The organism is Sphingomonas epibiotica, from assembly GCF_039615155.1.
Lineage (GTDB): Bacteria > Pseudomonadota > Alphaproteobacteria > Sphingomonadales > Sphingomonadaceae > Sphingomonas.
Genome location: NZ_JBDGHY010000002.1, coordinates 478,711 through 498,913, shown reverse-complemented (window position 1 = coordinate 498,913; position 20,203 = coordinate 478,711). Strand labels below are relative to the sequence as shown.

General features: G+C 65.0%; 14 protein-coding genes. 9 read left to right on the top strand and 5 right to left on the bottom strand.

Annotated features, from left to right (window positions below; genetic code table 11):
* The first annotated feature begins 89 nt into the window (after nt 1-89).
* Both AAIO73_RS06090 and AAIO73_RS06085 read left to right on the top strand, forming a co-directional pair.
* Nucleotides 90-1,121: a LacI family DNA-binding transcriptional regulator gene (locus AAIO73_RS06090; RefSeq protein WP_345876840.1), complete on the top strand. Its 1,032-nt coding sequence runs from the start codon at nt 90-92 to the stop codon at nt 1,119-1,121.
* Between the two features lie 57 nt (nt 1,122-1,178).
* A complete protein-coding gene (locus tag AAIO73_RS06085) occupies nt 1,179-2,072 on the top strand; it encodes an alpha/beta hydrolase (protein ID WP_345876839.1) in 894 nt (297 codons plus the stop codon).
* A gap of 74 nt (nt 2,073-2,146) precedes the next feature.
* Here AAIO73_RS06085 and AAIO73_RS06080 read toward each other — a convergent pair whose 3' ends face one another.
* Both AAIO73_RS06080 and AAIO73_RS06075 read right to left on the bottom strand, forming a co-directional pair.
* A complete protein-coding gene (locus AAIO73_RS06080) occupies nt 2,147-2,644 on the bottom strand; it encodes a metallophosphoesterase family protein (protein WP_345876838.1) in 498 nt (165 codons plus the stop codon).
* Nucleotides 2,641-3,720, bottom strand: a complete 1,080-nt coding sequence (locus AAIO73_RS06075; RefSeq protein WP_345876837.1) for an SPL family radical SAM protein — start codon at nt 3,718-3,720, stop codon at nt 2,641-2,643. Before AAIO73_RS06075 ends, AAIO73_RS06080 begins: the two co-directional genes overlap by 4 nt.
* Before the next feature lie 293 nt (nt 3,721-4,013).
* Here AAIO73_RS06075 and AAIO73_RS06070 point away from each other — a divergent pair, with 293 nt between their 5' ends.
* Nucleotides 4,014-6,341 carry a bifunctional diguanylate cyclase/phosphodiesterase gene (locus tag AAIO73_RS06070; protein WP_345876836.1) on the top strand — a complete coding sequence of 776 codons (2,328 nt, stop codon included), beginning with the start codon at nt 4,014-4,016 and terminating at the stop codon, nt 6,339-6,341.
* Between the two features lie 3 nt (nt 6,342-6,344).
* Here AAIO73_RS06070 and AAIO73_RS06065 read toward each other — a convergent pair whose 3' ends face one another.
* Nucleotides 6,345-8,048: a glycoside hydrolase family 13 protein gene (locus tag AAIO73_RS06065; protein ID WP_345876835.1), complete on the bottom strand. Its 1,704-nt coding sequence runs from the start codon at nt 8,046-8,048 to the stop codon at nt 6,345-6,347.
* Between the two features lie 217 nt (nt 8,049-8,265).
* On the opposite strand from AAIO73_RS06065, the gene AAIO73_RS06060 reads away from it, so the two are divergent.
* The 3 genes from AAIO73_RS06060 (at nt 8,266) to AAIO73_RS06050 (ending at nt 14,342) form a co-directional block, all read left to right on the top strand.
* Nucleotides 8,266-11,160, top strand: a complete 2,895-nt coding sequence (locus tag AAIO73_RS06060) for a TonB-dependent receptor (protein WP_345876834.1) — start codon at nt 8,266-8,268, stop codon at nt 11,158-11,160.
* A 231-nt stretch (nt 11,161-11,391) separates the two neighbouring features.
* Nucleotides 11,392-12,888, top strand: coding sequence for a tryptophan halogenase family protein (locus tag AAIO73_RS06055; protein WP_345876833.1), 1,497 nt, complete (start codon nt 11,392-11,394; stop codon nt 12,886-12,888).
* Nucleotides 12,885-14,342, top strand: a complete 1,458-nt coding sequence (locus AAIO73_RS06050) for a tryptophan halogenase family protein (RefSeq protein ID WP_345876832.1) — start codon at nt 12,885-12,887, stop codon at nt 14,340-14,342. Before AAIO73_RS06055 ends, AAIO73_RS06050 begins: the two co-directional genes overlap by 4 nt.
* A gap of 1 nt (nt 14,343) precedes the next feature.
* Here AAIO73_RS06050 and AAIO73_RS06045 read toward each other — a convergent pair whose 3' ends face one another.
* A complete protein-coding gene (locus AAIO73_RS06045) occupies nt 14,344-15,549 on the bottom strand; it encodes a glycosyltransferase (RefSeq protein WP_345876831.1) in 1,206 nt (401 codons plus the stop codon).
* Between the two features lie 14 nt (nt 15,550-15,563).
* The gene (locus tag AAIO73_RS06040; RefSeq protein ID WP_345876830.1) at nt 15,564-16,475 is read right to left on the bottom strand and encodes a hypothetical protein; all 912 of its coding nucleotides are present in this window, start codon (nt 16,473-16,475) and stop codon (nt 15,564-15,566) included.
* A gap of 265 nt (nt 16,476-16,740) precedes the next feature.
* Between AAIO73_RS06040 and AAIO73_RS06035 the strand changes: the two genes are divergently transcribed.
* Genes AAIO73_RS06035 through AAIO73_RS06025 form a run of 3 tightly spaced genes read left to right on the top strand, consistent with a single transcriptional unit; the run spans nt 16,741 to nt 20,170 of the window.
* Nucleotides 16,741-17,580 carry a glycosyltransferase family 2 protein gene (locus AAIO73_RS06035; RefSeq protein ID WP_345876829.1) on the top strand — a complete coding sequence of 280 codons (840 nt, stop codon included), beginning with the start codon at nt 16,741-16,743 and terminating at the stop codon, nt 17,578-17,580.
* Between the two features lie 60 nt (nt 17,581-17,640).
* On the top strand, nt 17,641-19,137 hold the full coding sequence (locus AAIO73_RS06030; protein ID WP_345876828.1) for a lipopolysaccharide biosynthesis protein: 1,497 nt from the start codon (nt 17,641-17,643) through the stop codon (nt 19,135-19,137).
* A gap of 31 nt (nt 19,138-19,168) precedes the next feature.
* Nucleotides 19,169-20,170, top strand: coding sequence for a glycoside hydrolase family 5 protein (locus AAIO73_RS06025; RefSeq protein ID WP_345876827.1), 1,002 nt, complete (start codon nt 19,169-19,171; stop codon nt 20,168-20,170).
* Nucleotides 20,171-20,203: the final 33 nt, after the last annotated feature.

Here is a 20,203-nt window from a genome sequence, read left to right as displayed (position 1 = left end):
CGATACGATGGCGCGACGGGTGATCGCGCATCGGGCCGGGCATGTTCGGAACCGGCAATCGCCCCGCGCACTGCACGATAGAGAGACGCTTGACCCAACCCACCCGCCGACGTCGCAGCGTCACCATCGTCGATGTCGCGAAATATGCCGGGGTCTCGCCTATGTCGGTGTCGCGGGTCATCAACGGCGATAGCGGCGTGCGCGAGGCAACCCGTACGATCGTCAACGATGCGATCCGTGAGCTGAATTATACGCCCAACCTGATGGCGCGCAGTCTGGTGACGTTGAGGGAGATCCGCATCGGCGTGGTCTATTCCAACCCCAGCGCGGCGTTCATGGGCGATTTCCTGGCCGGTGTGTTCGAGGAAGCGTCGAACCGCGCGGCGCAGTTGATCCTGCTGAAGGGACAGGCGGGCGGCGCGCCGTCGGCCGATGCGGTCCGGCGGTTGCTGGCTTCGGGGATCGGCGGCGTGATCCTCGCCCCGCCGCTGGGCGAGGCGCAGAGGCTGCGCCGGATGCTGCACGATGCGGCGGTGCCGGTGGCGCTGGTCGGCGCGGTCGCGACGGACGCAATTGCGGTCGGGATCGACGATCGCGGCGCGGCGCGCGACATGACCCGGCATCTGATTGCCATGGGACATCGCCGGATCGGCTTCGTCGTCGGCAATCCCGATCAGCAGGCGAGCATCGCCCGGCTCGACGGGTTCCGGTCGGCGGTCGCCGAAGCGGGCGACGTCACGCCGACGATCGTGCAGGGCGATTTCAGCTATGCCTCCGGTCTGATCGCGGGCGAGGCGTTGCTTGGGGCGGACGATCGCCCGACCGCAGTGTTCGCCAGCAACGACGACATGGCGGCGGCGGTGGTCTCGGTCGCGCATCGCCGGCATCTCGACGTTCCCGCCGACCTGACCGTCACCGGCTTCGACGACAGTACGGCGGCGGTGACGTTATGGCCGCCGCTGACGACGATCCGCCAGCCGGTGCAGCAGCTTGCCGCAGAGGCGTTGCAGTTGCTGATCCGCGAGATGCGGACCGCCGAGCCGTTGCCGGCCGCGGAACGGCTGCGCCTGCTCGACCATGCTTTGATCGAGCGTCAGTCGACGGCACCGCCAAGCGCCTGACATTGCGCGGCTTCGCCCGCCGTGACAGGCTGTCGGCAACGACAAGGGGGAGCGAGGATGCAGGCGATTCGGCGGGCGGGTGCGGCGATGATGGCGGGCGTGGCATTGGCGGCGATGACCGCCGATGCGCCCGAAGAACGCGGTTCTGGCCCCTACCCTGCGCTGTTCGAGGAACGCGCCGACCTGCCCGATCATGTCGTCTATCGTCCGGCCGATCTAAGCAAGGTCCGGCGCGGCGCGCTGCCCATCTATGTCTTCGGCAACGGTGCGTGCAGTGCCGATGGCACCAGTTCGCGCAACCACCTGCTCGAAATCGCGTCGCACGGCTATCTGGTGATCGCATCGGGCACGATCCCGAAGCCGGCAGCGCCCAAGGCAACGGCGCCCGCCGGCCGGATGGCCGCACCGACCGAAACCAAGGCGCTGACCGACGCGATCGACTGGGCACAGCGGGAGAATGGCCGTGTCGCCAGCCCGTTCGCCGGGCGGATCGCGACCGACCGGATCGCGGTGTCGGGCTTCAGCTGCGGCGGGTTGCAGGCGCTGTCGGCGGCGCAGGACCCGCGGGTCACGACCGCGGTCGTCATGAACAGCGGCTTCTTTCCAGAGGGCGCCAACCCGATTGCGGGGGTGGTGTCGGACAAGAAGCTGCTCAAGACGCTGCACGGATCGGTGCTGTATGTGCTGGGTGGCACGACCGACATCGCGTACGGCAACGGCACCGACGATTATCGCCGGATCGATCATATCCCGGCCGCGCTGGTCAACGTGCCGGTCGGACATGGCGGCACCTATATGCAACCGCATGGCGGCGTCGCCGCGACCGTCGTCACCAAATGGCTCGACTGGAAACTGAAGGGCGATGGCAAGGCGGCCGGTTATTTTACCGGCCCCGCCTGCGGCTTCTGCAAGGACGATCGGCTGACGATCGAGAGCAAGTTGAGCGGTTAAATTGCAGTGCCGCGGAAGCGTTCGACGAGGGCGGAGGGCGCTGCGCAGCACGCAGCCCTGGCTATCGTCGCCGATCAGCTTTGCGGGCGCGTACCTAACAGCGCATCGAGCCGGATCGGCGCGAAATCATGGACGTCGACGCCGACGTCGAACTGGCGGGGCATCGGTTTGAGCCGCCCATGGCTATGGCCATGGAGGTTGATCGCGCGCTTGTGCTGCCCGTTCCAGCTCCGAAACGGATAGTGGCACAGGACGAGGCGATGACCGTCGAGATCGATCTCGGCATAATCGCCCGTGCTGGCCCAACCTGCCGCTGCGAGGGTCGCGTCGGGATCATTGTTGCCGCGCAGCAGATGCTTGGTGCCATGCAGGCGGGCGAGCAAGGAAGGAACGTCTGCCGGGCGGCGCGCGACGTCGCCCAGATGCCAGACGATGTCGTCCGGCCCGACGATCGCGTTCCAGCGCTCGATCAGCAGCGCGTCCATCTCCGCCACCGTCGCAAAGGGACGTTTATGGATATTGATCGTGCGATGGTCACCAAAATGCGTGTCGCCGGTGAAGAATATGGTCATGTCCAGTAAAGCACCCGCGCCTGCGGCATCAGCGCCGCAATCCGTTCGGCGAAGAAGTCGCGCAGCATCCGCATCGTCGCCGCGTCATAGACCTGTTTTTCGCTGCCGAACTTGGTGCGTTTGGTCGTTCGGTTCGCCGGCCCCATGTCGAGCGACGATCCGGGATACCAGTTGTCCAGCACAGCCTTCGACCCAGCAGTGAAGCGGTGGGTAATAAGTTCGATCGTCAAATCGATCCCCGGCACGGTCGCGAGCGCCGCCGCTGCATCGGCGATAAGCGATCCATAGGCTTCGCGCCAGCCCGCCGCCGCGATGATCGGCGCGATAGTCAGGCCGACCGGATAGCCCGCCGCGGCCATCCGCGCCAACGCCGACAGTCGCGCGGCGACACGATCGGTGCCCCCTTCGAACCGGGCGAAGGCGCTCGGGTTGATCGACGCGCGCATCCGGGTGCGGCGCTGATGGTCGAGGCCGAGCAGCGGGTCGACCCCGGCGAACTTGGTCGTGAAACGCAGTTGTACTGGCGCGTCCCACCGGCCGAACCATGCAATCGTCGCCGACAGCGCACCAGTGATCGGTTCGAGTGCGAGCGGATCGGTGTAGCAGGAAGCTTCGAACGTCGTCCCCTCCTGCGCGCGATCGCGATTGCGCGACGTGACGCTGCCTTGCCCGAGATAGGCGGGCAACCCGTCCAGTATCTCATCTAGATTGGCGTAGACACGGGTGATCGGCGGCCCCTTGAGCGAACCGGCGAGATAGCAATAGCCGCAATGCGCCGGGCAGCCCTCCGCCAGATCGACGCGCCAGTCGGCACTGGGCGCGATCGGTTGCAGCTTGCGCTTCGAGGGCGGCGCGACGACCACCGCCAGCGTCGATTTCGCCTGTGCATAGGCGCGCCGGGGATCGTCGGGCAGGTCGAGCGCGAGCCGGTCGCCGGGCAGTAGCACGATCTCCACCCCCAGGGCGGCGGCGCGTTCGGCGATGGCGCGACCATGCGCGAACCCCATCGACGCCCGGGTAACGAGCAACCGGTGCGGACGCCAAAGGACCGGTCGAAGCTTCAGGGCGGTGGCCATGACGGCCCAACGTTTCGCACCGCCGGTCGCTCCCACCCGCAGCCGGACGCGCGGCAGATGCATCCCGGTCCGAGTCGCCCCGCCGCATTGTCGTCCGCACGACGAAGCCCGCTGCGCACCGGCAACAATGGCGTACAGCGATTTCAGTATTTCGCGAATATTCTACGTAATTTGCCGGGCTGATCTTGCGCCGATCTGCGCGACCAGCGGGAGATGGCGCCGTATACTGTCACTTAACCCATTCCGTGCGACCTGTAACGTAACGCAACTATGGCGGTCGGGATCCTCGACGAATGTACCATATCTTCGACTGCATCGTGACGCATCACGACCAACGAGTGCTCTTCCTCGCCATCCTCGTTTGTATCGTCAGCGCAATGTCAGCATTCGCGCAGTTGCGGCGGTCGTTCGAATGCATGGTAGCGCGTCGGCGACTATGGTTGGTGTCGGCCGCGGTGACCGCCGGCGTCGGTGTATGGTCGACACACTTTATTTCGATGATCGGGTTTCGCAGCGCGGCGCATCTGGAATTCGAACGGGTGCTCACCGCGCTGTCGGCGATGATCGCAATCATCTGCTTCGGTGCGGCGTTCCTGTTGCTGCGGCGTGCCCCGCGCCGGTCGGGCGTCGCGGTCGGTGCCGCGATCGCGACCGTCGGTATCATCGGCATGCACCTGACCGGCATGGCAGCAATCGCCGAGCCGGTCAGGATCGAAACCGACTATCGCCCGATCGCGGTTGCGGCGATGTTCGGCTGGCTGCTGCTGGCAAGCGCCTTTGCCGGCCTTTGCCGGGGCAAGGGGAGCATGCGTCGTATCCTGCCCGCACTCGCCATGGTCGTTGCGACGGGAACGATCCACTTCGTCGCAATGGCTTCGGTGACGGTCCGCGCCCCGATGACGGCAATGCCCGGTATGGACCACAGCCATATGGAGTTGTCGGAATGGGTCGCGGCGGTGACGTTCCTGCTGATCGGGCTGACGGCGGCGGCGACGGTGGTCGACCGGTTCCTCACCGACCTGCGCGGCCTTGCCGATGCGACGTCGGAGGGTCTGTTGATCGTCCGCGACGGAACGATATTGGAAGCCAATGAGCGGGCTTGCGCATTGCTCGACATCGATCGCGGGCGGCTGATCGGGACCGATCCGGCGACGTGGTTCGAACCGCCGGCCGGTCGGGCGCTCGCGTTCGAACCGGGGGAACGCCTGTGCGTCGGCATCCGGAATAGCGCGGTGGAGGATCAGCGGATCGAACTCGCGTCGCGCGAGATCGAATATCAGGCGCGGGCGGCAACGGTGATCGCGATCCGGGACCTGACCGAAACGGCACGGGCGCAGCGGGCGATCGAGCATCTCGCGTCGCACGATCCGCTGACCGGGCTGGTCAACCGTGCCGCCTTCGACATCGCGCTGCTGGAGGCGGTAAGGTCGGACGCGCCGTTCGGGCTGATCGCGGTCGATCTCGACCGGTTCAAGGCGGTCAACGACCTGTTCGGCCATGCCGCGGGCGACGATATCCTGATCCGGGTCGCACGCATCCTCGACCAGGCAGTCAGCGCGCGCGACCTCGTCGCGCGGGTCGGTGGCGACGAATTCGTCGTCCTGCAACGCGACATCGATTCAGCCGACGATAGCCGCCGGCTGACGGGACGAATCCTTGCCGGCTTTGCCGCCGAGATGGATTCGGCGCGCGACCCGATGGCGGTCGGGTGCAGCCTCGGCGTCGTCACCTATCCGCAGGACGGCAGCGATCCCGAAACGCTGCGCCACAATGCCGATGTCGCGCTGTACCGGGCGAAGCAGGACGGGCGCGGCACCGCCTCCTTCTTCGACGCGGCCATGGACCGCGAAGCGCGCGAGCGCCGCAGCCTCGAACATGATCTGCGTCACGCGATCTGCCGCAACCAGTTGCGGCTGGTGTACCAGCCGCTGGTCGCGACCGCGAATGGCGCGATCGTCGGCTATGAGGCGCTGCTGCGCTGGCAACATCCCGAACGCGGCCCGATCCCGCCATCGCTGTTCATCCCGGTCGCCGAGGAAGCCGGCACGATCATGGCGATCGGCGAATGGGTGTTGTTCGAGGCGTGCCGCGACGCTGCGAGCTGGGCGCCGCACCTGACGGTCGCTGTCAACGTGTCGCCGGTGCAGCTGCGCGTGCCGACGCTGCCCGAACTGGTACGCACCGCGCTGCACGACAGCGGGCTGGACCCGACACGGCTCGAATTGGAAATCACCGAATCGGCACTGCTGCGCGACCGGGAGGTATCGCTCGGCATCCTGCGCGACATTCGTTCGCTGGGCGTGCGCATCGCGATGGACGATTTCGGGACCGGATATTCGTCGCTCAGCAACCTGCGCACCTTTCCCTTCGACAAGATCAAGATCGACCGCAGCTTCGTGTCCGCAATGCACGAGGACGAGGCGGCGCGCTCGATCGTCCGCGCCATCGCCGGGCTGGGCAAGGGGCTGAATCTGCCGGTGGTGGGCGAAGGCGTCGAGAACGAGGCGCAACGCGCGATGTTGCAGGAAGAGGGATGCACACTGGCGCAAGGTTACCTGTTCGGGCGGCCGGGCGCCGTGATCGACGCCCGCCCGGCCCGTCTTGAGGCGCGCCGCGCCTGACCGCTACCGCGCGCTGCGGAAGCGGACGATGCAACTGTCCCATGGCGCCAGCGTCATGCCGCCCTGCCCCGCCCCCGACGCGCAGCTGCGTTCGCCGAATTGCGGGGCGGCACCGGTCCAGCCGACCGGCGCGGCGGTGCGGGCCGTCGCGCTGATATTGGTCAGCACCAGCGCGCCGCTGCCATCGGGATTGGCGCGGGCGAAGGCGAAGACTGCGGGGTCGCCGCTGTCGAGCGGGATATAGCTGCCGGTGCGGAAGGTCGGATCGGTCCGGCGCAGCTTCGTCAGGCTGCGATACCAGTTGAGCAGCGACACGGGATCGCGTTCCTCTGCCGCGACATTGTGCGTGCGATAGCCTTGCGCGACCGGGAGCCAGGGGGTGCCGGTGGTAAAGCCCGCCTGCGGACCGGCGCTCCATTGCATCGGGGTCCGCGCGCGGTCGCGATCGTCGGTGCGCGGGCGTTTCGGACCGATCGGCGTCTGCGCCAGCGTCGCCTTGTCGGCATCGCCCATGCCGATCTCCTCGCCGTAATAAAGCAGCGCGACGCCGGGGTTGAGCAGGGTCAGCGCCGCCGACAGCTTGGCGATGCGGTCGTTGTTCACGCCGTCGCCGAACTCGCTCCACTGGCGCGACTGGTCGTGGTTGCTGAAGAATTCTACCGGGGTCAGCCCGTCGAGCTTGGTCGCAGCCTCGTCGTACCGCCGCTTCAGTTCGGCCGCGTCCAGTTTGGTGATGTTGCCGACGAGGAAGTTCATCGGCAGATGGATCTCGTCCTTGTCCTTGCCATAGACCGCGCGGAGCTGTTCGATCGAGCGGGTCGAGGATTCGCCGAGCAGGATCGGGTTGCCGGGATAGGAATCGACGACCTTGCGCATCTCGCGCAGCACCTGGTTGGTGCCGGGTAGCTGGGAATTATAGGGCTTGAGCCAGACCGGATCGGCATCGGGGTTCGGATCCTGCGGCCAGTTGCTGTCCTCGAAAAGATAGGGCGTCGCATCGAGGCGGAAGCCCGATGCGCCATGATCCAGCCAGAAGCGGACGACGTCGAACATCGCCTGCTTCAACTGCGGATTGGCCCAGTTGAGATCGGGCTGCTGCGACAGGAAGATGTGGTAATACCATTGTTTGCGGGTCGGATCCCATGTCCAGCTTGGCCCGCCGAAGATCGATTTCCAGTTAGTCGGCGGCTTGTCCGGCGTGCCGTCGCGCCAGACATACCAGTCGGCCTTCGCATTGGTGCGCGAACTGCGCGATTCCTTGAACCACGCATGTTCGGCCGAGCTGTGGTTGACGACGAGATCGACCAGCACGCGAATGCCGCACTTGCGCGCCTCGGCGACCAGATTGTCCCAGTCGGCCATCGTGCCATATTGCGGGTCGATCGCGGTGTAATCCGACACGTCATAGCCGAAATCGGCATTGGGCGATTTGAAGAACGGCGTGATCCAGATCGCATCGAGCCCCAGCGACTGGAGGTAATCGAGCCGAGACGTGATGCCGCGCAGGTCGCCGATCCCGTCCCCGTCGCTGTCCTGGAAACTGCGCGGATAGATTTCGTAGATCGTCGCATGCTGCCACCATGGCGCAGCCGTCGATGCAGTCGTCGCGGTCGAACGGGACGCGACGGGGTGGTCCTGCGCCGATGCGCCCGTGCTCGGAAGAATGGTCGCGGCAAGCAACATCGCACTATAGATGCTATTACGCATAGCAGATCCTCTCCCAATCCCGATCACTATCGCGGTGCAATCGATTTCTATCGCCAAGGCTACCGGTGCGATGCGATGGCGACAACGGCGTAGCTTACGAATACGTATGCGTAAACAATCATTTGCAAACGATTGTGGTATTGCATATCCAGCGTGGAACGCGGGAAGTCGCCACGGCACAAGACCGCATAAAAAAGACTTCAGGAGGGGATACACCATGACTTCACGGCACAAGCTCGCTTGCTCGACCGCGGCGCTCGCGCTGCTGGCGGCGGCGTCGGCATCGGCGCAGACCGCCGGCACTACGGTCGTCCCGCCAGTCGATCCGGCAGCACCGGTGACGCAGCCGCCGGTCGGTGACCAGAGCGACACGGCCCCCGCCACTGACGAAGCGCCGTCCGAAGACATCGTCGTCACCGGCCTGCGCGCCAGCCTCGAGCGCGCGCAGTCGCTGAAGCGCAACAACAGCTCGGTGGTCGAAGCGGTCTCGGCCGAGGATATCGGCAAGCTGCCCCAGTCGAGCGTGGCGGACTCGCTCGGTCGTCTCGCGGGTCTGGCGGGCGAGCGTCGTTCGGGCCGTATCAGCGGCATCTCGGTCCGTGGTTTCCGTGAGGATTTCGTCGGCACGACGCTGAACGGTCGCGAGCTGATCGGCATCGGCGACAATCGCGGCGTCGAATATGACCTCTACCCCGCCGAAATCGTCAGCGCCGCCGTCGTCTACAAGACGCCCGATGCCGCGCTGACCGCGATGGGCGTCGGCGGCACCGTCGACATCCGCACCGTCCGCCCATTGGAGCGCAAGCGCGCGCTGATCGCGAACGGCAGCTTCGAACAAAATGGCCAGCCGTCGCGCAACCCCGATTTCTCCAATCGCGGTTATCGCTTCGCCTTGTCGTACAGCGACAAGTTCGCCAACGACACGATCGGCGTCGCACTGACCGCCGCCACGACGTCGTCGCCGGTCCAGAACGAATTTTCCAGCGTGTGGGGCTATGACGACGGCGCCATCGCGTCCGGGCCAAATGCCGGCAAACAGGTCGTATCCGGCTATGAAGCGGCGGCCCGCTCGCGAGTCCTGAAGCGCAATACGCTGGCCGGCGTGGTGCAGTGGCGGCCCGACGACAAGTTCACCGCCACGGTCGATGCCCTGTATATCGACTTTGCCGACACCGGCATCTCGCGCGGCTTCATCGAACAGTTGGCGGTCGCATCCGACGGCAGCGGCGTGCTGAGTGCCGATGGCGATCTGGTCACTTCGGCCCGCACCACCGGCTTCAATTCGGTGCTGCGCAGCGATCCGCTCGACAAGCAGGGCGAGTTGTTCGTGATCGGCGGCAATTTCGAATATGCCGCGACCGACAATCTCGACCTGAAGCTCGATCTGTCGCGCTCCACCAGCAGCAAGAACGATACCCGGGGCGAAAGCTATTCGGGTCTCGGCCGCGCCGGTCTGAGCACCCAAGGGCCGAACACGATCCGCGAATGGACCTATACCGATCGCGGGTTGATGTTCGCGAACAACAGCCAGTCGTTCGACAATTACGCCGCGGTGAAGCTGGCCGGGCCGCAGTCATGGGGCGGCAGCCTCGCGCCGATCACCGAACTCGACACCCCGGCCGCACGTGCCGCCGGCATCGGCTTTGCACAGGCGCAGGACGGCTTCGTCAACTCGGCCTTGTTCGACGAATATCTGAACTCGGCGCGGATCGAGGCGACCTATCGCTTCGACGACAGCTTCCTGAAATCGATCAACGTAGCGCTGCGCTATTCCGATCATGAAAAGTCGAAGACGAATCAAGGCTTCTTCCTGACCGCCGAAACCTATCCTTCGGACGGCCCGGTCCCCGAAGACGCCCGTCGCGGCGTCGCCGATCTGAGCTGGGCGGGGCTCGGCAACGTCGTCGCCTATGATGCGCTGGGCCTCATCAACAGCAGCTTCTATCGCCGCTGGGATGCAGGTTCGCTCGAACCCGATCGTCTGGGCGACACCTACTCGATCCGGGAAAAGGTCTGGCAACCCTCGATCAAGGCCGATTTCGAAGTCCAGACCGACTTCGCCCGCATCTTCGGCAATGTCGGCGTGCAGGGCCTGATTACCGATCAGCGCGGCACCGGCTTCACCTCGCTGGTCGCGTCCAACCTGCGGGTACAGGCGACGCCGATCTCCGACGGGGCGAAATATACCCGCATCTTGCCGAGCATGAACGTCAACTTCGACCTCGGTAACGGCCACACGCTTCGCTTCGCCGCGTCGAAGGTCGTCAGCCGGCCGCGCATCGACTTCCTGAACCCCGGTTCCTCGGTCAAATTCCGCAACAACGTCGCCGAAGTGACCAGCACCGATCCCGAACGCGGGCCGTGGCTGTCGACGGGCGGCAATGCGCGGCTGCGTCCGTACGAGGCCAATCAGGCCGATCTGAGCTACGAATATTACTTCGCCAGCGACGGCTTTGTGTCGGCATCGACCTTCTACAAGAAGCTGACCAACTGGAACGTGCAGAACAGCACGATCCGCGACTACACCGAATTCTACATCCCGGGTTATCACCGCGCGGTCAGCAGTGATGGTCAGACGGTCTTCACCCCCGCCACCTTCCTCGGCGTGGATACGACCTATACCGGCGGGCTGAAGGGTGACGTGAAGGGCGTCGAGCTACAGGCATCGGTCCCGTTGCGGCTGCTGACCGGCGCGCTCGACGGGTTCGGCATCACCGGTTCGGCAGCGCTGACCGATGGGCAGCTCGACAATGGCAGCGACATTCCCGGCCTGTCGGCACGGGTGTTCCAGGGCACGGCCTATTTCGAGAAATACGGCTTCTCGGCGCGTGTCTCGGCGAACAACCGGTCGAGTTGGCTGTCGGAAGATCGCGGCGGCAGCAACACCATCGCCCCGCTCAACCGCGCTGGACAGACGCTGATCGATGCGCAGATCGGCTATGACTTCGCCGGGTCGGGTATCCGCTATCTCGAAGGGCTGCGCATTTCGTTGCAGGCGATGAACCTGACCAACGAACGCGACACCTATCGCGACTCGCAGACCGGCCTGTTCCTGCGCAACGAACAGTTCGGCCGCAACTTCATGGCGAACCTGACCTACGCCATCTTTTGAAGACCTGATGTGAACCCTGCCCGTTCGTGCTGAGTAGGGGTTGAGCTTGTCGAAAGCCCGTATCGAAGCACCTGGCACCAACGGTCCTTCGATACGCCGCTTCGACAAGCTCAGCGGCTACTCAGGACGAACGGGTAGCTCGGATTCCGATAGACGTCAGCGCTGGCCGAAATATCCTCGCCGGCAGCGTCCGGCGGGGATAGGTCGTGCCGGCACGAAAGGGAGAGGCGCATGACCGCTGCGATCAACAGGGTCGTCATCGTCGGCGGCGGGACGGCGGGCTGGATGGCGGCGGCGCTGATCGCGAAGGTTATCGGCCCGCAGGTCCGCATCGCGCTGATCGAGTCGGACGAGATCGGCATTATCGGCGTCGGCGAGGCGACCATCCCGCCGATCCAGCACGTCAACGCCGTGTTGGGTATCGACGAAGCCGAGTTCCTGCGCAAAACGCGCGGCAGCATCAAACTCGCCATCCGCTTCGACGATTGGGGGGCGATCGGCCAATCCTATTATCACACGTTCGGTGCGGCGGGTCGCAACACCGCCTTCTGCTCGTTCCACCATTATTGGAACCGGGCGAAGCGCGCCGGCATCGCTGCCGATTATTGGGACTATGACCTCAATTATCTGTGCGCGCGCGAGGGCAAGTTCGCCAAGATCAAGGTCGACGATCCGCTCTGGCATCTGCCCTATGCCTATCATTTCGATTCCGCGCTCTATGGCCAGTATCTGCGCCGTTACAGCGAGGCACGCGGTGTCGAGCGGATCGAGGGGCTGGTCGAACACGTCGCACGCGATGGCGAGACCGGCAACGTCACCTCGCTGACCTTGCGTGGCGGGCGCGAGGTTAAGGGCGACCTGTTCATCGATTGCTCGGGCGCACGCGGTCTGCTGATCCAGCGGCAATTAAATGTCGGCTATGAGGATTGGGGTCATTGGCTGCCCTGCGACCGCGCAATGGCGGTGCCGACCGCGCGCCACGACGACACCCCGCCCTATACCCGATCGACCGCGCGCAGCGCCGGCTGGCAATGGCGTATCCCGTTGCAGCACCGGGTCGGCAACGGACTGGTCTATAGCAGCCGCCACCTGAGCGACGATCAGGCCGCCGACATGCTGCTCGGCAACCTCGACGGTGAAGTACTTGCCGATCCCCGCATCATCCCTTTCCGCACCGGCCGCACGCGGCGGCAATGGGATCACAATGTCGTCGCGATCGGCCTGTCGAGCGGGTTTCTCGAACCGCTCGAATCGACCAGCATCTATCTGATCCAGTCGGCGATCGTCCGGCTGCTGCACCTGTTTCCCCATGCAGGTTTCGACGCGCGGCAGATCGCCGAATATAACCGCCAGTCGCGGATCGAGTTCGAAACGGTGCGCGACTTCATCATCCTCCATTACCATGCGACCAGCCGCGACGATTCCGACTTCTGGCGCCATGTCCGCACCATGACCCTTCCCGACCGGCTGGCCGACAAGATCGCGCTGTTCCGCGCAACTGGCACGCTGACGCAAGACCCGCTCGACATCTTCATGGAACCGTCCTGGGTGCAGGTGCTGATGGGGCAAGGGATCGAACCGCGCGATTATCATCCGCTGGCCGATGGGCCGAGCGATGCCGAACTGGCCGAACAGCTGCGGCAGCTGGCGGCGATGAAGCGCGAGCCGGTGCCCAACATGCCCATGCATGACCGCTGGCTGCGCGGTTTCGGCGCGACGGCGGCGTGAACCAGCGCTTCGTCATATTGGGCGGCGGCACGGCCGGCTGGATCACCGCGCACCTGCTCGAACGCGCATGGCCCGATGCGAGCATCACCGTCGTCGAATCACCGGAGATCGGTACAATCGGTGTCGGCGAAGGGTCGACGCCCTCGCTGAAACGCTTCTTCGAGATCATCGGCGCGGACGAGACCGACTGGATGCCGCGCTGTGGCGCGACCTACAAGGCGGGCATCCGCTTCGTCGACTGGAGCCCCGCCGCGCCGTGGCGCGACTATCGCCACCCGTTCACGACGCAGATCGACGTGCATACCGAGGAGGCCTTCGTCCTCAATTGCCGCAACCGGCGACTCGGCCATGACGTACCGGCCAGGCCCGACGATTTCCTGTTGAACGGCGTGCTGTCGGCCAAGGGACTGGCGCCGGTCGCGCCGCCCAATTTCCCGTTCCGCATCGAATATGGCTATCATTTCGATGCCGGGCTGCTCGGCCAGTATCTGCGCGAACTGGCGGTCGCGCGCGGTGTCGTCCATCGCGCGGCCAAGGTGACCGGGGTTCGGCGAACAGAGAATGGCGACATTGCCGCTTTGGTCACCGATCGCAGCGAGGCCATCGCCGGTGACATCTTCGTCGATTGCAGCGGCTTCCAAGGCTTGCTGATCGAACGGACGCTGGGCGTGCCGTTCCACAGCTTCAAGGACAATCTGTTCAACGACGCCGCCGTCGTTCTGCCGACCGACAAGACCGATCGCCCGCCGGTCGAGACCGTCGCCACCGCTCTGTCGAACGGTTGGTGCTGGTCGATCCCGCTCCAGCATCGCTTCGGCAACGGCTATGTCTATGCCCGCAATTTCCAGTCGGCCGACGCCGCCGAAACCGAACTGCGCCAAACGCTGGGCGTCGGTGACGCGGTCGAGGCGCGCCACCTCACCTTCCGCGTCGGACAGGTCGCGCGGCATTGGGAGCGCAACTGCGTCGCGGTCGGGCTGTCGCAGGGGTTCATCGAACCGCTGGAGGCGACCGCGCTGCATCTGGTACTCGGCACCGTCGAACAGTTCATCCGCCATTATCGCGAGGGCGGCTGCACCGACCGGCACCGCGCCGCGTTCAACGCCGTCGCCGCCGAACGGATGGACGGGGTGCGCGATTACATCGTCGCGCATTACAAGCTGAACACCCGCACCGACACCGATTATTGGCGCGCCAATGCCGCGAACGAGGCGCTGTCCGACCCGCTGCTCCATATTCTCGACCGATGGTTCCGGCGTGGCGACGTGGCGGAGGAACTGGCGCGACAGGGACAGCGCAGCCATTTCGGCAACCTGTCATGGCACTGCCTGCTTGCTGGCTATGGCGCCTTCCCCCCGGTCAGCGAGACTGCCCGCGACGACATGGACTTCTACGCTGCGCGACGGGTCGGCGCGTTTCTCGACGGGTGTGCCCTGAACTTTTCGCCTGCCTGACTCAGCGCCCCGCCTTCATTTCGGCAACGACTGCTTCAAGCTGCCGGTCGAGCTTGCGGTTGTTATATCCGCCGACAACCTTCTCGAACGCAGCCTGACGCAGCTTGACTACATCAACCCCGCCCGCCGCGATCCGGTCGAGCGCTGCCGCGATGCCGTCGCCGTCGCGCTCGTCGACCAGCAATCCGCACACGCCGTCCTCGATCAGTTCGGGGATGCCGCTGTGCCGCGTGGCGAGGACGAGGACGCCATTCGCCATCGCCTCCATCAGCGACACCGGAATCCCTTCCATATCGCCATTGGCGGCGGTGACCGAGGGGAGCAGGAACACGTCCGACCGTTCCAGTTCGGCGAACACCCGCCCATGCGGCTGCGGTCCCAGGAACGCGATGGCATCGCCCGACGGCTGCGCCGCGGCGTGCAATTCCTGTTCGAGCGGGCCGGTGCCGATCACCTGATAGCGAATGTCTGCCTTCGCCTTGGCGACGCCATCGATGGCGTATGCGATGCCCTTCTTCTCCACCAGCCGCGCGACGCTCAGCACGCGGAGCGGCGACTGGATCGGCGCATCGAACGCCGGCACCGCCGCCTCGTCGATATCGACGCCCATGCGCAGCACGGTGATCTTGCGGTCTTCGGCGCCCCAGCCCATCAGCCGTTCGCGCCAGAGATTGCTGATTGGCAGCAGCCGTTCGGTCCGCGCGAACAATTGCTGGTAGTACGGCTTCATCTGCTTGATGAGCGCGATCTCGGTAATGTCCAGCCCGTGGAAGATCGTCGCGATCGGGCCGTCGATGACGCCGGCCGATCGCAGGAATTCGGCACGCACGCCCGGCGGGCCGAAATGGGCGATGATCGCGTCATAGCTGCCGAGATGCCGGCCGATCGTGCCAGCGAGATCGGCAAGTGGCGCGTTGTAGCCCCCCTTCGCCGCCTTGATCGCGCGCAGTAGCGTGCCGCGAAACCGGCTGCCCAGCATCGCCGCCGCGCCATGCCCGATGCGCGACGGGATCGATCGATGCGGATCGCGCGCGGTGCGGATCGCACGCAACCGGACCTTCCCTGCCAACGGGTCCGCCACTTCGGGATGATATTTCCCGGTCACGACGGTTACGTCATGGCCAAGGTCGATCATGCCGCGGATCTGCCGGATCACGAAGGTTTCCGACAGCACCGGATAGGCGGCGAGGAAGAAGGCAATACGCATAGACGAAGGTTTCCCTAGCGGACCAGCGAGCGCAGCTTGCGCGCGATCCGCCGGGCGATACTCGGCGGCGCGACCGGCGGCGTCGCGACGTCGCTCGGCGGCGGCATGGTCGCGGCCACCGCCCGCGCGCGCTCCGGATCGGTCCGGGCCAGCAGATGCAGTGCCAGCGACGGGATCAGCACCTCGCGCCGTTTGAACGCGCCGGTGACGTGATAAATGTACGTGTCGTCATCATCGCGCAAATAGGGGGTCGCGTCGGTCATGTTGGTCCATTCGCCCGGCGACAGCGTCGATGCCGGCAGGCGATTGAACGCCTTGGGTAGGATCGTCAGCGGCACCCTGGCACTGTTCAGTAGATAATAGGTCAGGGTCTGGTGCGGATAGGCCGCGAACAGCATTTCACGCGCGGCGAGGATGCGTTCGGGCGAGATCGCGTCCGCCATGCCGCGCGTGTAGAGCATGACGCCCGAATTCATATAATGCTCGGGATTGTACGGAATTTCCGGCTCGCCACGCGCCTTCAGATATTTGCGGATTTCCTTGAAGCTCAGCTCGGCATGGGCATGGCTGGTCTCGGTCAGGCCGACCGCGCCCGGCTCGATGAAGTCGAACACATTGGGGGCGTCGTGCTTCACGCAGCAGGAATCGTCAACGACCAGCACCCGGTCATAGCCCTCCTGCGCCAGCAGCCGCCATGGCAGGAACGCCTTCAACGCATAGACGCGCTTGTGCGCGCGGCCGGGGCTGTCGGGCATGGCGGGCAGTGGGAAGTCCGCTTCCGAAGGTTCCTCGGTCTGAAGAATGAACGTCGCGCCGCACTTCTTCGCATAATCGCGGAACAGTTCGGACGTGGCGCGCGACCATGGCCGTGCGCCGATCGCGATCATCAAAATGGCAAGCCGCTCGTTCGATCCAGCCACACCCATGGTCGAACACCTCCCTTATTACATCCGATCGCGCCAAGCCCCCCGGCGCGATACGGATCGACCCGACAGCCATGCTGCAGGTGCGAACTCATGGCGCAAGCGTGAACCGAAGCCAAGCCGTTTCCAAGTCGTCGGTTGGTACAGCCAAGACGCCTTCAGGAATATAGCGAAATGCGGCAAGGCGACCGATCCGTCGCAGAAGCCGTCGCGGCCGTCCGCAGTAAAACCCTTTCGCTGCGATGCATGGTAGGCTAGGCGAACAGCCATGCAAGCTGTCTCCGTCGTGATACCTACGCACTTGCGTTCCCATCTCTTGCGCGAGTCGATCGCCAGTGTCGCCGCGCAGACGTTGCAGCCGGTCGAATTGCTGGTGGTCGACGATGCGAACGACCCGGCGACCCAGGCGGTCGTTGCCGAAGCCGACGCCCGGCTTCCTTTTGCAGTGCGGTATATCGCGAACGAAACCGGCGGCGTGTGCCATTCGCGCAACAAGGGGGCGCAGGCCGCGACCGGTCGGTGGATCGGTTTTCTTGACGATGACGATCTGTGGCATCCGCCCTTCCTCGAACGGCTGGTCGGACTGGGCGAGAAGAAGCGGGTCGGGCTGGTGCTCGGCGGGCTGCTGCACCACGAGGACGAACACACCGTCAAACCGCGCGCACAGTTGACCGGTCTCACTCCCGATACGGCGCTGCGCCAGAACGGATCGATGACCGGCAGCAATTTCGTGATCGATCGGGACGCCTATTTCCGGGTCGGCGGATTCGACCCGGCGGTGACCGTATTCAACGACTGGGACTTCTTCGTCCGGCTGCTCGATGCCGGTGTCAATTATGCCGTCGATCCTGAACCGCTGGCCGAATGGCGGTTCCATCCGGGCGACCGCATCGCCACGCCGTCGCTGCGCCGTGCCGCCGGGATCGGCTTCTTCCTCGACCGGCATGGCAAACGCATGTCGCCACAGGTCTGGCGCGATCTGGAAACGACGATGCTGGGCATTCGTCGCCTCCATACCAAGAGTCGGTTCGAAAAGCTGAAACTCAGCGTGCAGTTGATCCGCGCGCATGGGCCCCTTCGCTATGCGAAGCGCATCCTGCGCCGCTGACGCAGCCGGGATCCTCCTTCGGATCGTGAAACCAGATTGTGATGAAAGTGAGACTGACAGGTGGATATCGCTGAAGCCAAACGCCGGGCGCAGGTCGGGCCGAAAGCCTTGCTGGCGCGGCGTGCCTTCACGCTGATCATCTCGCTGGTATCGACCTTTACCATTGCCCGGCTGGTGTCGCCGAAGGACTATGGTCTGGCGAACATGTCGCTCATCATGCTGGCATTCGCGGTCACGCTGCGGGACTTTGGCATGACCAACGCGCTGATGCGCAAGGGCAGCATCAGCCAGGCGGAGATGAGCTTCGTCTTCTGGTTCAATTCGTCGACGACCGTGCTGCTGACGCTCGCGATCGGCATCGCGTCGCCATGGATCGCCGATTTCTATGGCCAGCCGATCATTGTGTGGACCATCCTCGCCTCGCTGGTGGGGTTTTTGTTCAGCGGCATCGCATCGCAGTACAAGGCGATGCTGTCGCGCAACCTGCAGTTCAAGCGGCTGGCACTGATCGATTCGGCATCGCTGTTCATCGGTTTCCTGTCGACGCTTGTACTGGCCTATCTCTATCGCAACGTGTGGGCGATCGTGTTGGGCAACGTCGCGCAGCTCGTCAGCGGCGCGATCATGTATGTCGGCAGCAACCGGTGGAAGCCCGATCGTCCCGCCAAGCCCGACAATCTGCGCGAATTGCTGGCGTTCGGTGCGAACACGTCGATCTATTCGCTGGCGCTGTTCGCGGCGGGCAACGCCGCACCGATCATCATCGGCCGCTTTCTCGGCGCCGCGCCGCTCGGACAGTTCAACCGTGCGCAGGCGCTGTTCCAGATCCCGACGTTGAACATCGTGCAGCCGATCGCTCAGGCCACCCTGCCCTTCCTCGCACGGATGCGGCCGCATCCTGACGAATATCGCAGCGCCTATATCGGCCTCGTCCGCCGGCTCTGCACCTTCCTGATCCCGGCATCGGCCGCCTTGTGCATCGTCGCGCTGCCGCTGGTCCGCACGCTGCTGGGCGATCGCTGGCATGATGCCGGTCTCGTCCTCGCGCTGCTGTCGCCGTCGCTGGCGGCGGTCGGGTTCGGCTATGCGGCGGGCGACCTGTTCATCTCGCAGAACAGGTCGGGCGAACTGCGAACGCTGGGCGTGGTCGACATGATCGTGCGCATCGTCGCCATCCTGATCGGCGTGCAGTTCGACATCGCGGGCGCCGCGATAGGGTTCAGCGCGGCATCGATCGCGATGGCGTTCGTCCGCGTCTTCGCTTCTGGCCGCAAGGGGCCGGTCAGCGCGCTCGATCAACTTCGTGCAGGGTTGCCGGGGCTGCTGCTCGGCATCGTCGCCGCGATCGGCGCGGGTGCCGGTGTACTAGTGTCGCACCAGATGCTGTGGTCCGATGCGATCACCTCGATCGTCGGCTTCGCGGTGGGTGGTGTATGCACGTTGCTGTTCGGCCTGATCGTACGGACGACGCGCATCGCGCTGATCGACCTGTTCGACGCGATTGGGCTGGCGAAGATTGTGACGCTGACCGGGCTGCGGCGGTTCGCGGTGAAATAAGGACCGTCCCCGCCATCGAAGGAACCGGACCATGAAGCTCGCCCCGCTCCTCCTCGCATTGGTCGTATCAGCCACCTCGGCCACCGCTGCGCCGCGCAGGGACAGCCACGCGTTCCTCGATCAGGGACGCTGGTGGGGCGTGAATGTCAGCGGTATGGAGTTCAAGGACGAGTTGCCGGTCAAACCGCAGGACATCGACTTCTATGCCGATGCGGGGGCCAAGAGCATCCGCCTGCCCGTCAAGCGCGCCCGGCTGCAGACGCCGGAGAAGCTTGCTGCGCTGGACGCGCTCATCCGGCGCGGGACGGCGCGCGGCATGCTGATGGTCATCGACGAGCACAGCTATGGCAATATCGGCGACCCCGATATCCGCGATTTTTGGTTGCGGATGGGACGGCGCTATCGCGGCCAGCCGCTGGTCGCATTCGATCTGCAGAACGAGCCGAAGGGCGGGACCTGGGTCAGCTGGGGTCCGGACGCGCGCGATCTGATCCAGGCGCTGCGCAAGGCCGGGGTCGACAATCAGTTGATCCTCGAATGGCGGGGCTGGTCCGGTTTCGGTCGTGCCGACCGCGGCGAACATCCGAAGAAGGCGTGCGAGAGTGCGCTGTGCAGCCTGAACCGCGCCGGCATCTTCACCCTTGCCGATCTAGACCCACTGAAGCGCACCTGGCTGTCGCCGCATCGCTATTTCAATCGCGGCGGTTCGGGCGCAACGCCCGAATGCCGCCCCTATCCGCCGACCGGACCGCTCGGCAATTCGGTAAAGGCGGCGCGCAAGCTCGGCATGCGGCTTTATGTCGGCGAGTTCGCGTTCGGACGGGCCAAGACGGTACCGCTGACCTGCAAGGCGATGGTCGACGACATCGTCGCGTTTTTCCGCAACACGCCCGAAGTGGTCGGCGGTGCGGCATGGGGATGGGGTCCGCGCTGGTCGAAAACCTATCTGTTTCGCGGCGAGAGCATCGGCGACCGCACCAAAAGCTGGGACACGGAGAATGGTCGGCTGATCCGTTCGCTGTGGGCAAAGTAAAACCGTTGGTCGTGCCGACCGTCCCGGTTCGGG

Bases quoted from the DNA above. Each gene is read 5' to 3' on its own strand.
- AAIO73_RS06085 (WP_345876839.1), top strand. From the start codon at position 1,179: ATGCAGGCGATTCGGCGGGCGGGTGCGGCGATGATGGCGGGCGTGGCA.
- AAIO73_RS06080 (WP_345876838.1), bottom strand. From the start codon at position 2,644: ATGACCATATTCTTCACCGGCGACACGCATTTTGGTGACCATCGCACG.
- AAIO73_RS06075 (WP_345876837.1), bottom strand. From the start codon at position 3,720: ATGGCCACCGCCCTGAAGCTTCGACCGGTCCTTTGGCGTCCGCACCGG.
- AAIO73_RS06070 (WP_345876836.1), top strand. From the start codon at position 4,014: ATGTACCATATCTTCGACTGCATCGTGACGCATCACGACCAACGAGTG.
- AAIO73_RS06065 (WP_345876835.1), bottom strand. From the start codon at position 8,048: ATGCGTAATAGCATCTATAGTGCGATGTTGCTTGCCGCGACCATTCTT.
- AAIO73_RS06060 (WP_345876834.1), top strand. From the start codon at position 8,266: ATGACTTCACGGCACAAGCTCGCTTGCTCGACCGCGGCGCTCGCGCTG.
- AAIO73_RS06055 (WP_345876833.1), top strand. From the start codon at position 11,392: ATGACCGCTGCGATCAACAGGGTCGTCATCGTCGGCGGCGGGACGGCG.
- AAIO73_RS06045 (WP_345876831.1), bottom strand. From the start codon at position 15,549: ATGCGTATTGCCTTCTTCCTCGCCGCCTATCCGGTGCTGTCGGAAACC.
- AAIO73_RS06040 (WP_345876830.1), bottom strand. From the start codon at position 16,475: ATGGGTGTGGCTGGATCGAACGAGCGGCTTGCCATTTTGATGATCGCG.
- AAIO73_RS06035 (WP_345876829.1), top strand. From the start codon at position 16,741: ATGCAAGCTGTCTCCGTCGTGATACCTACGCACTTGCGTTCCCATCTC.
- AAIO73_RS06025 (WP_345876827.1), top strand. From the start codon at position 19,169: ATGAAGCTCGCCCCGCTCCTCCTCGCATTGGTCGTATCAGCCACCTCG.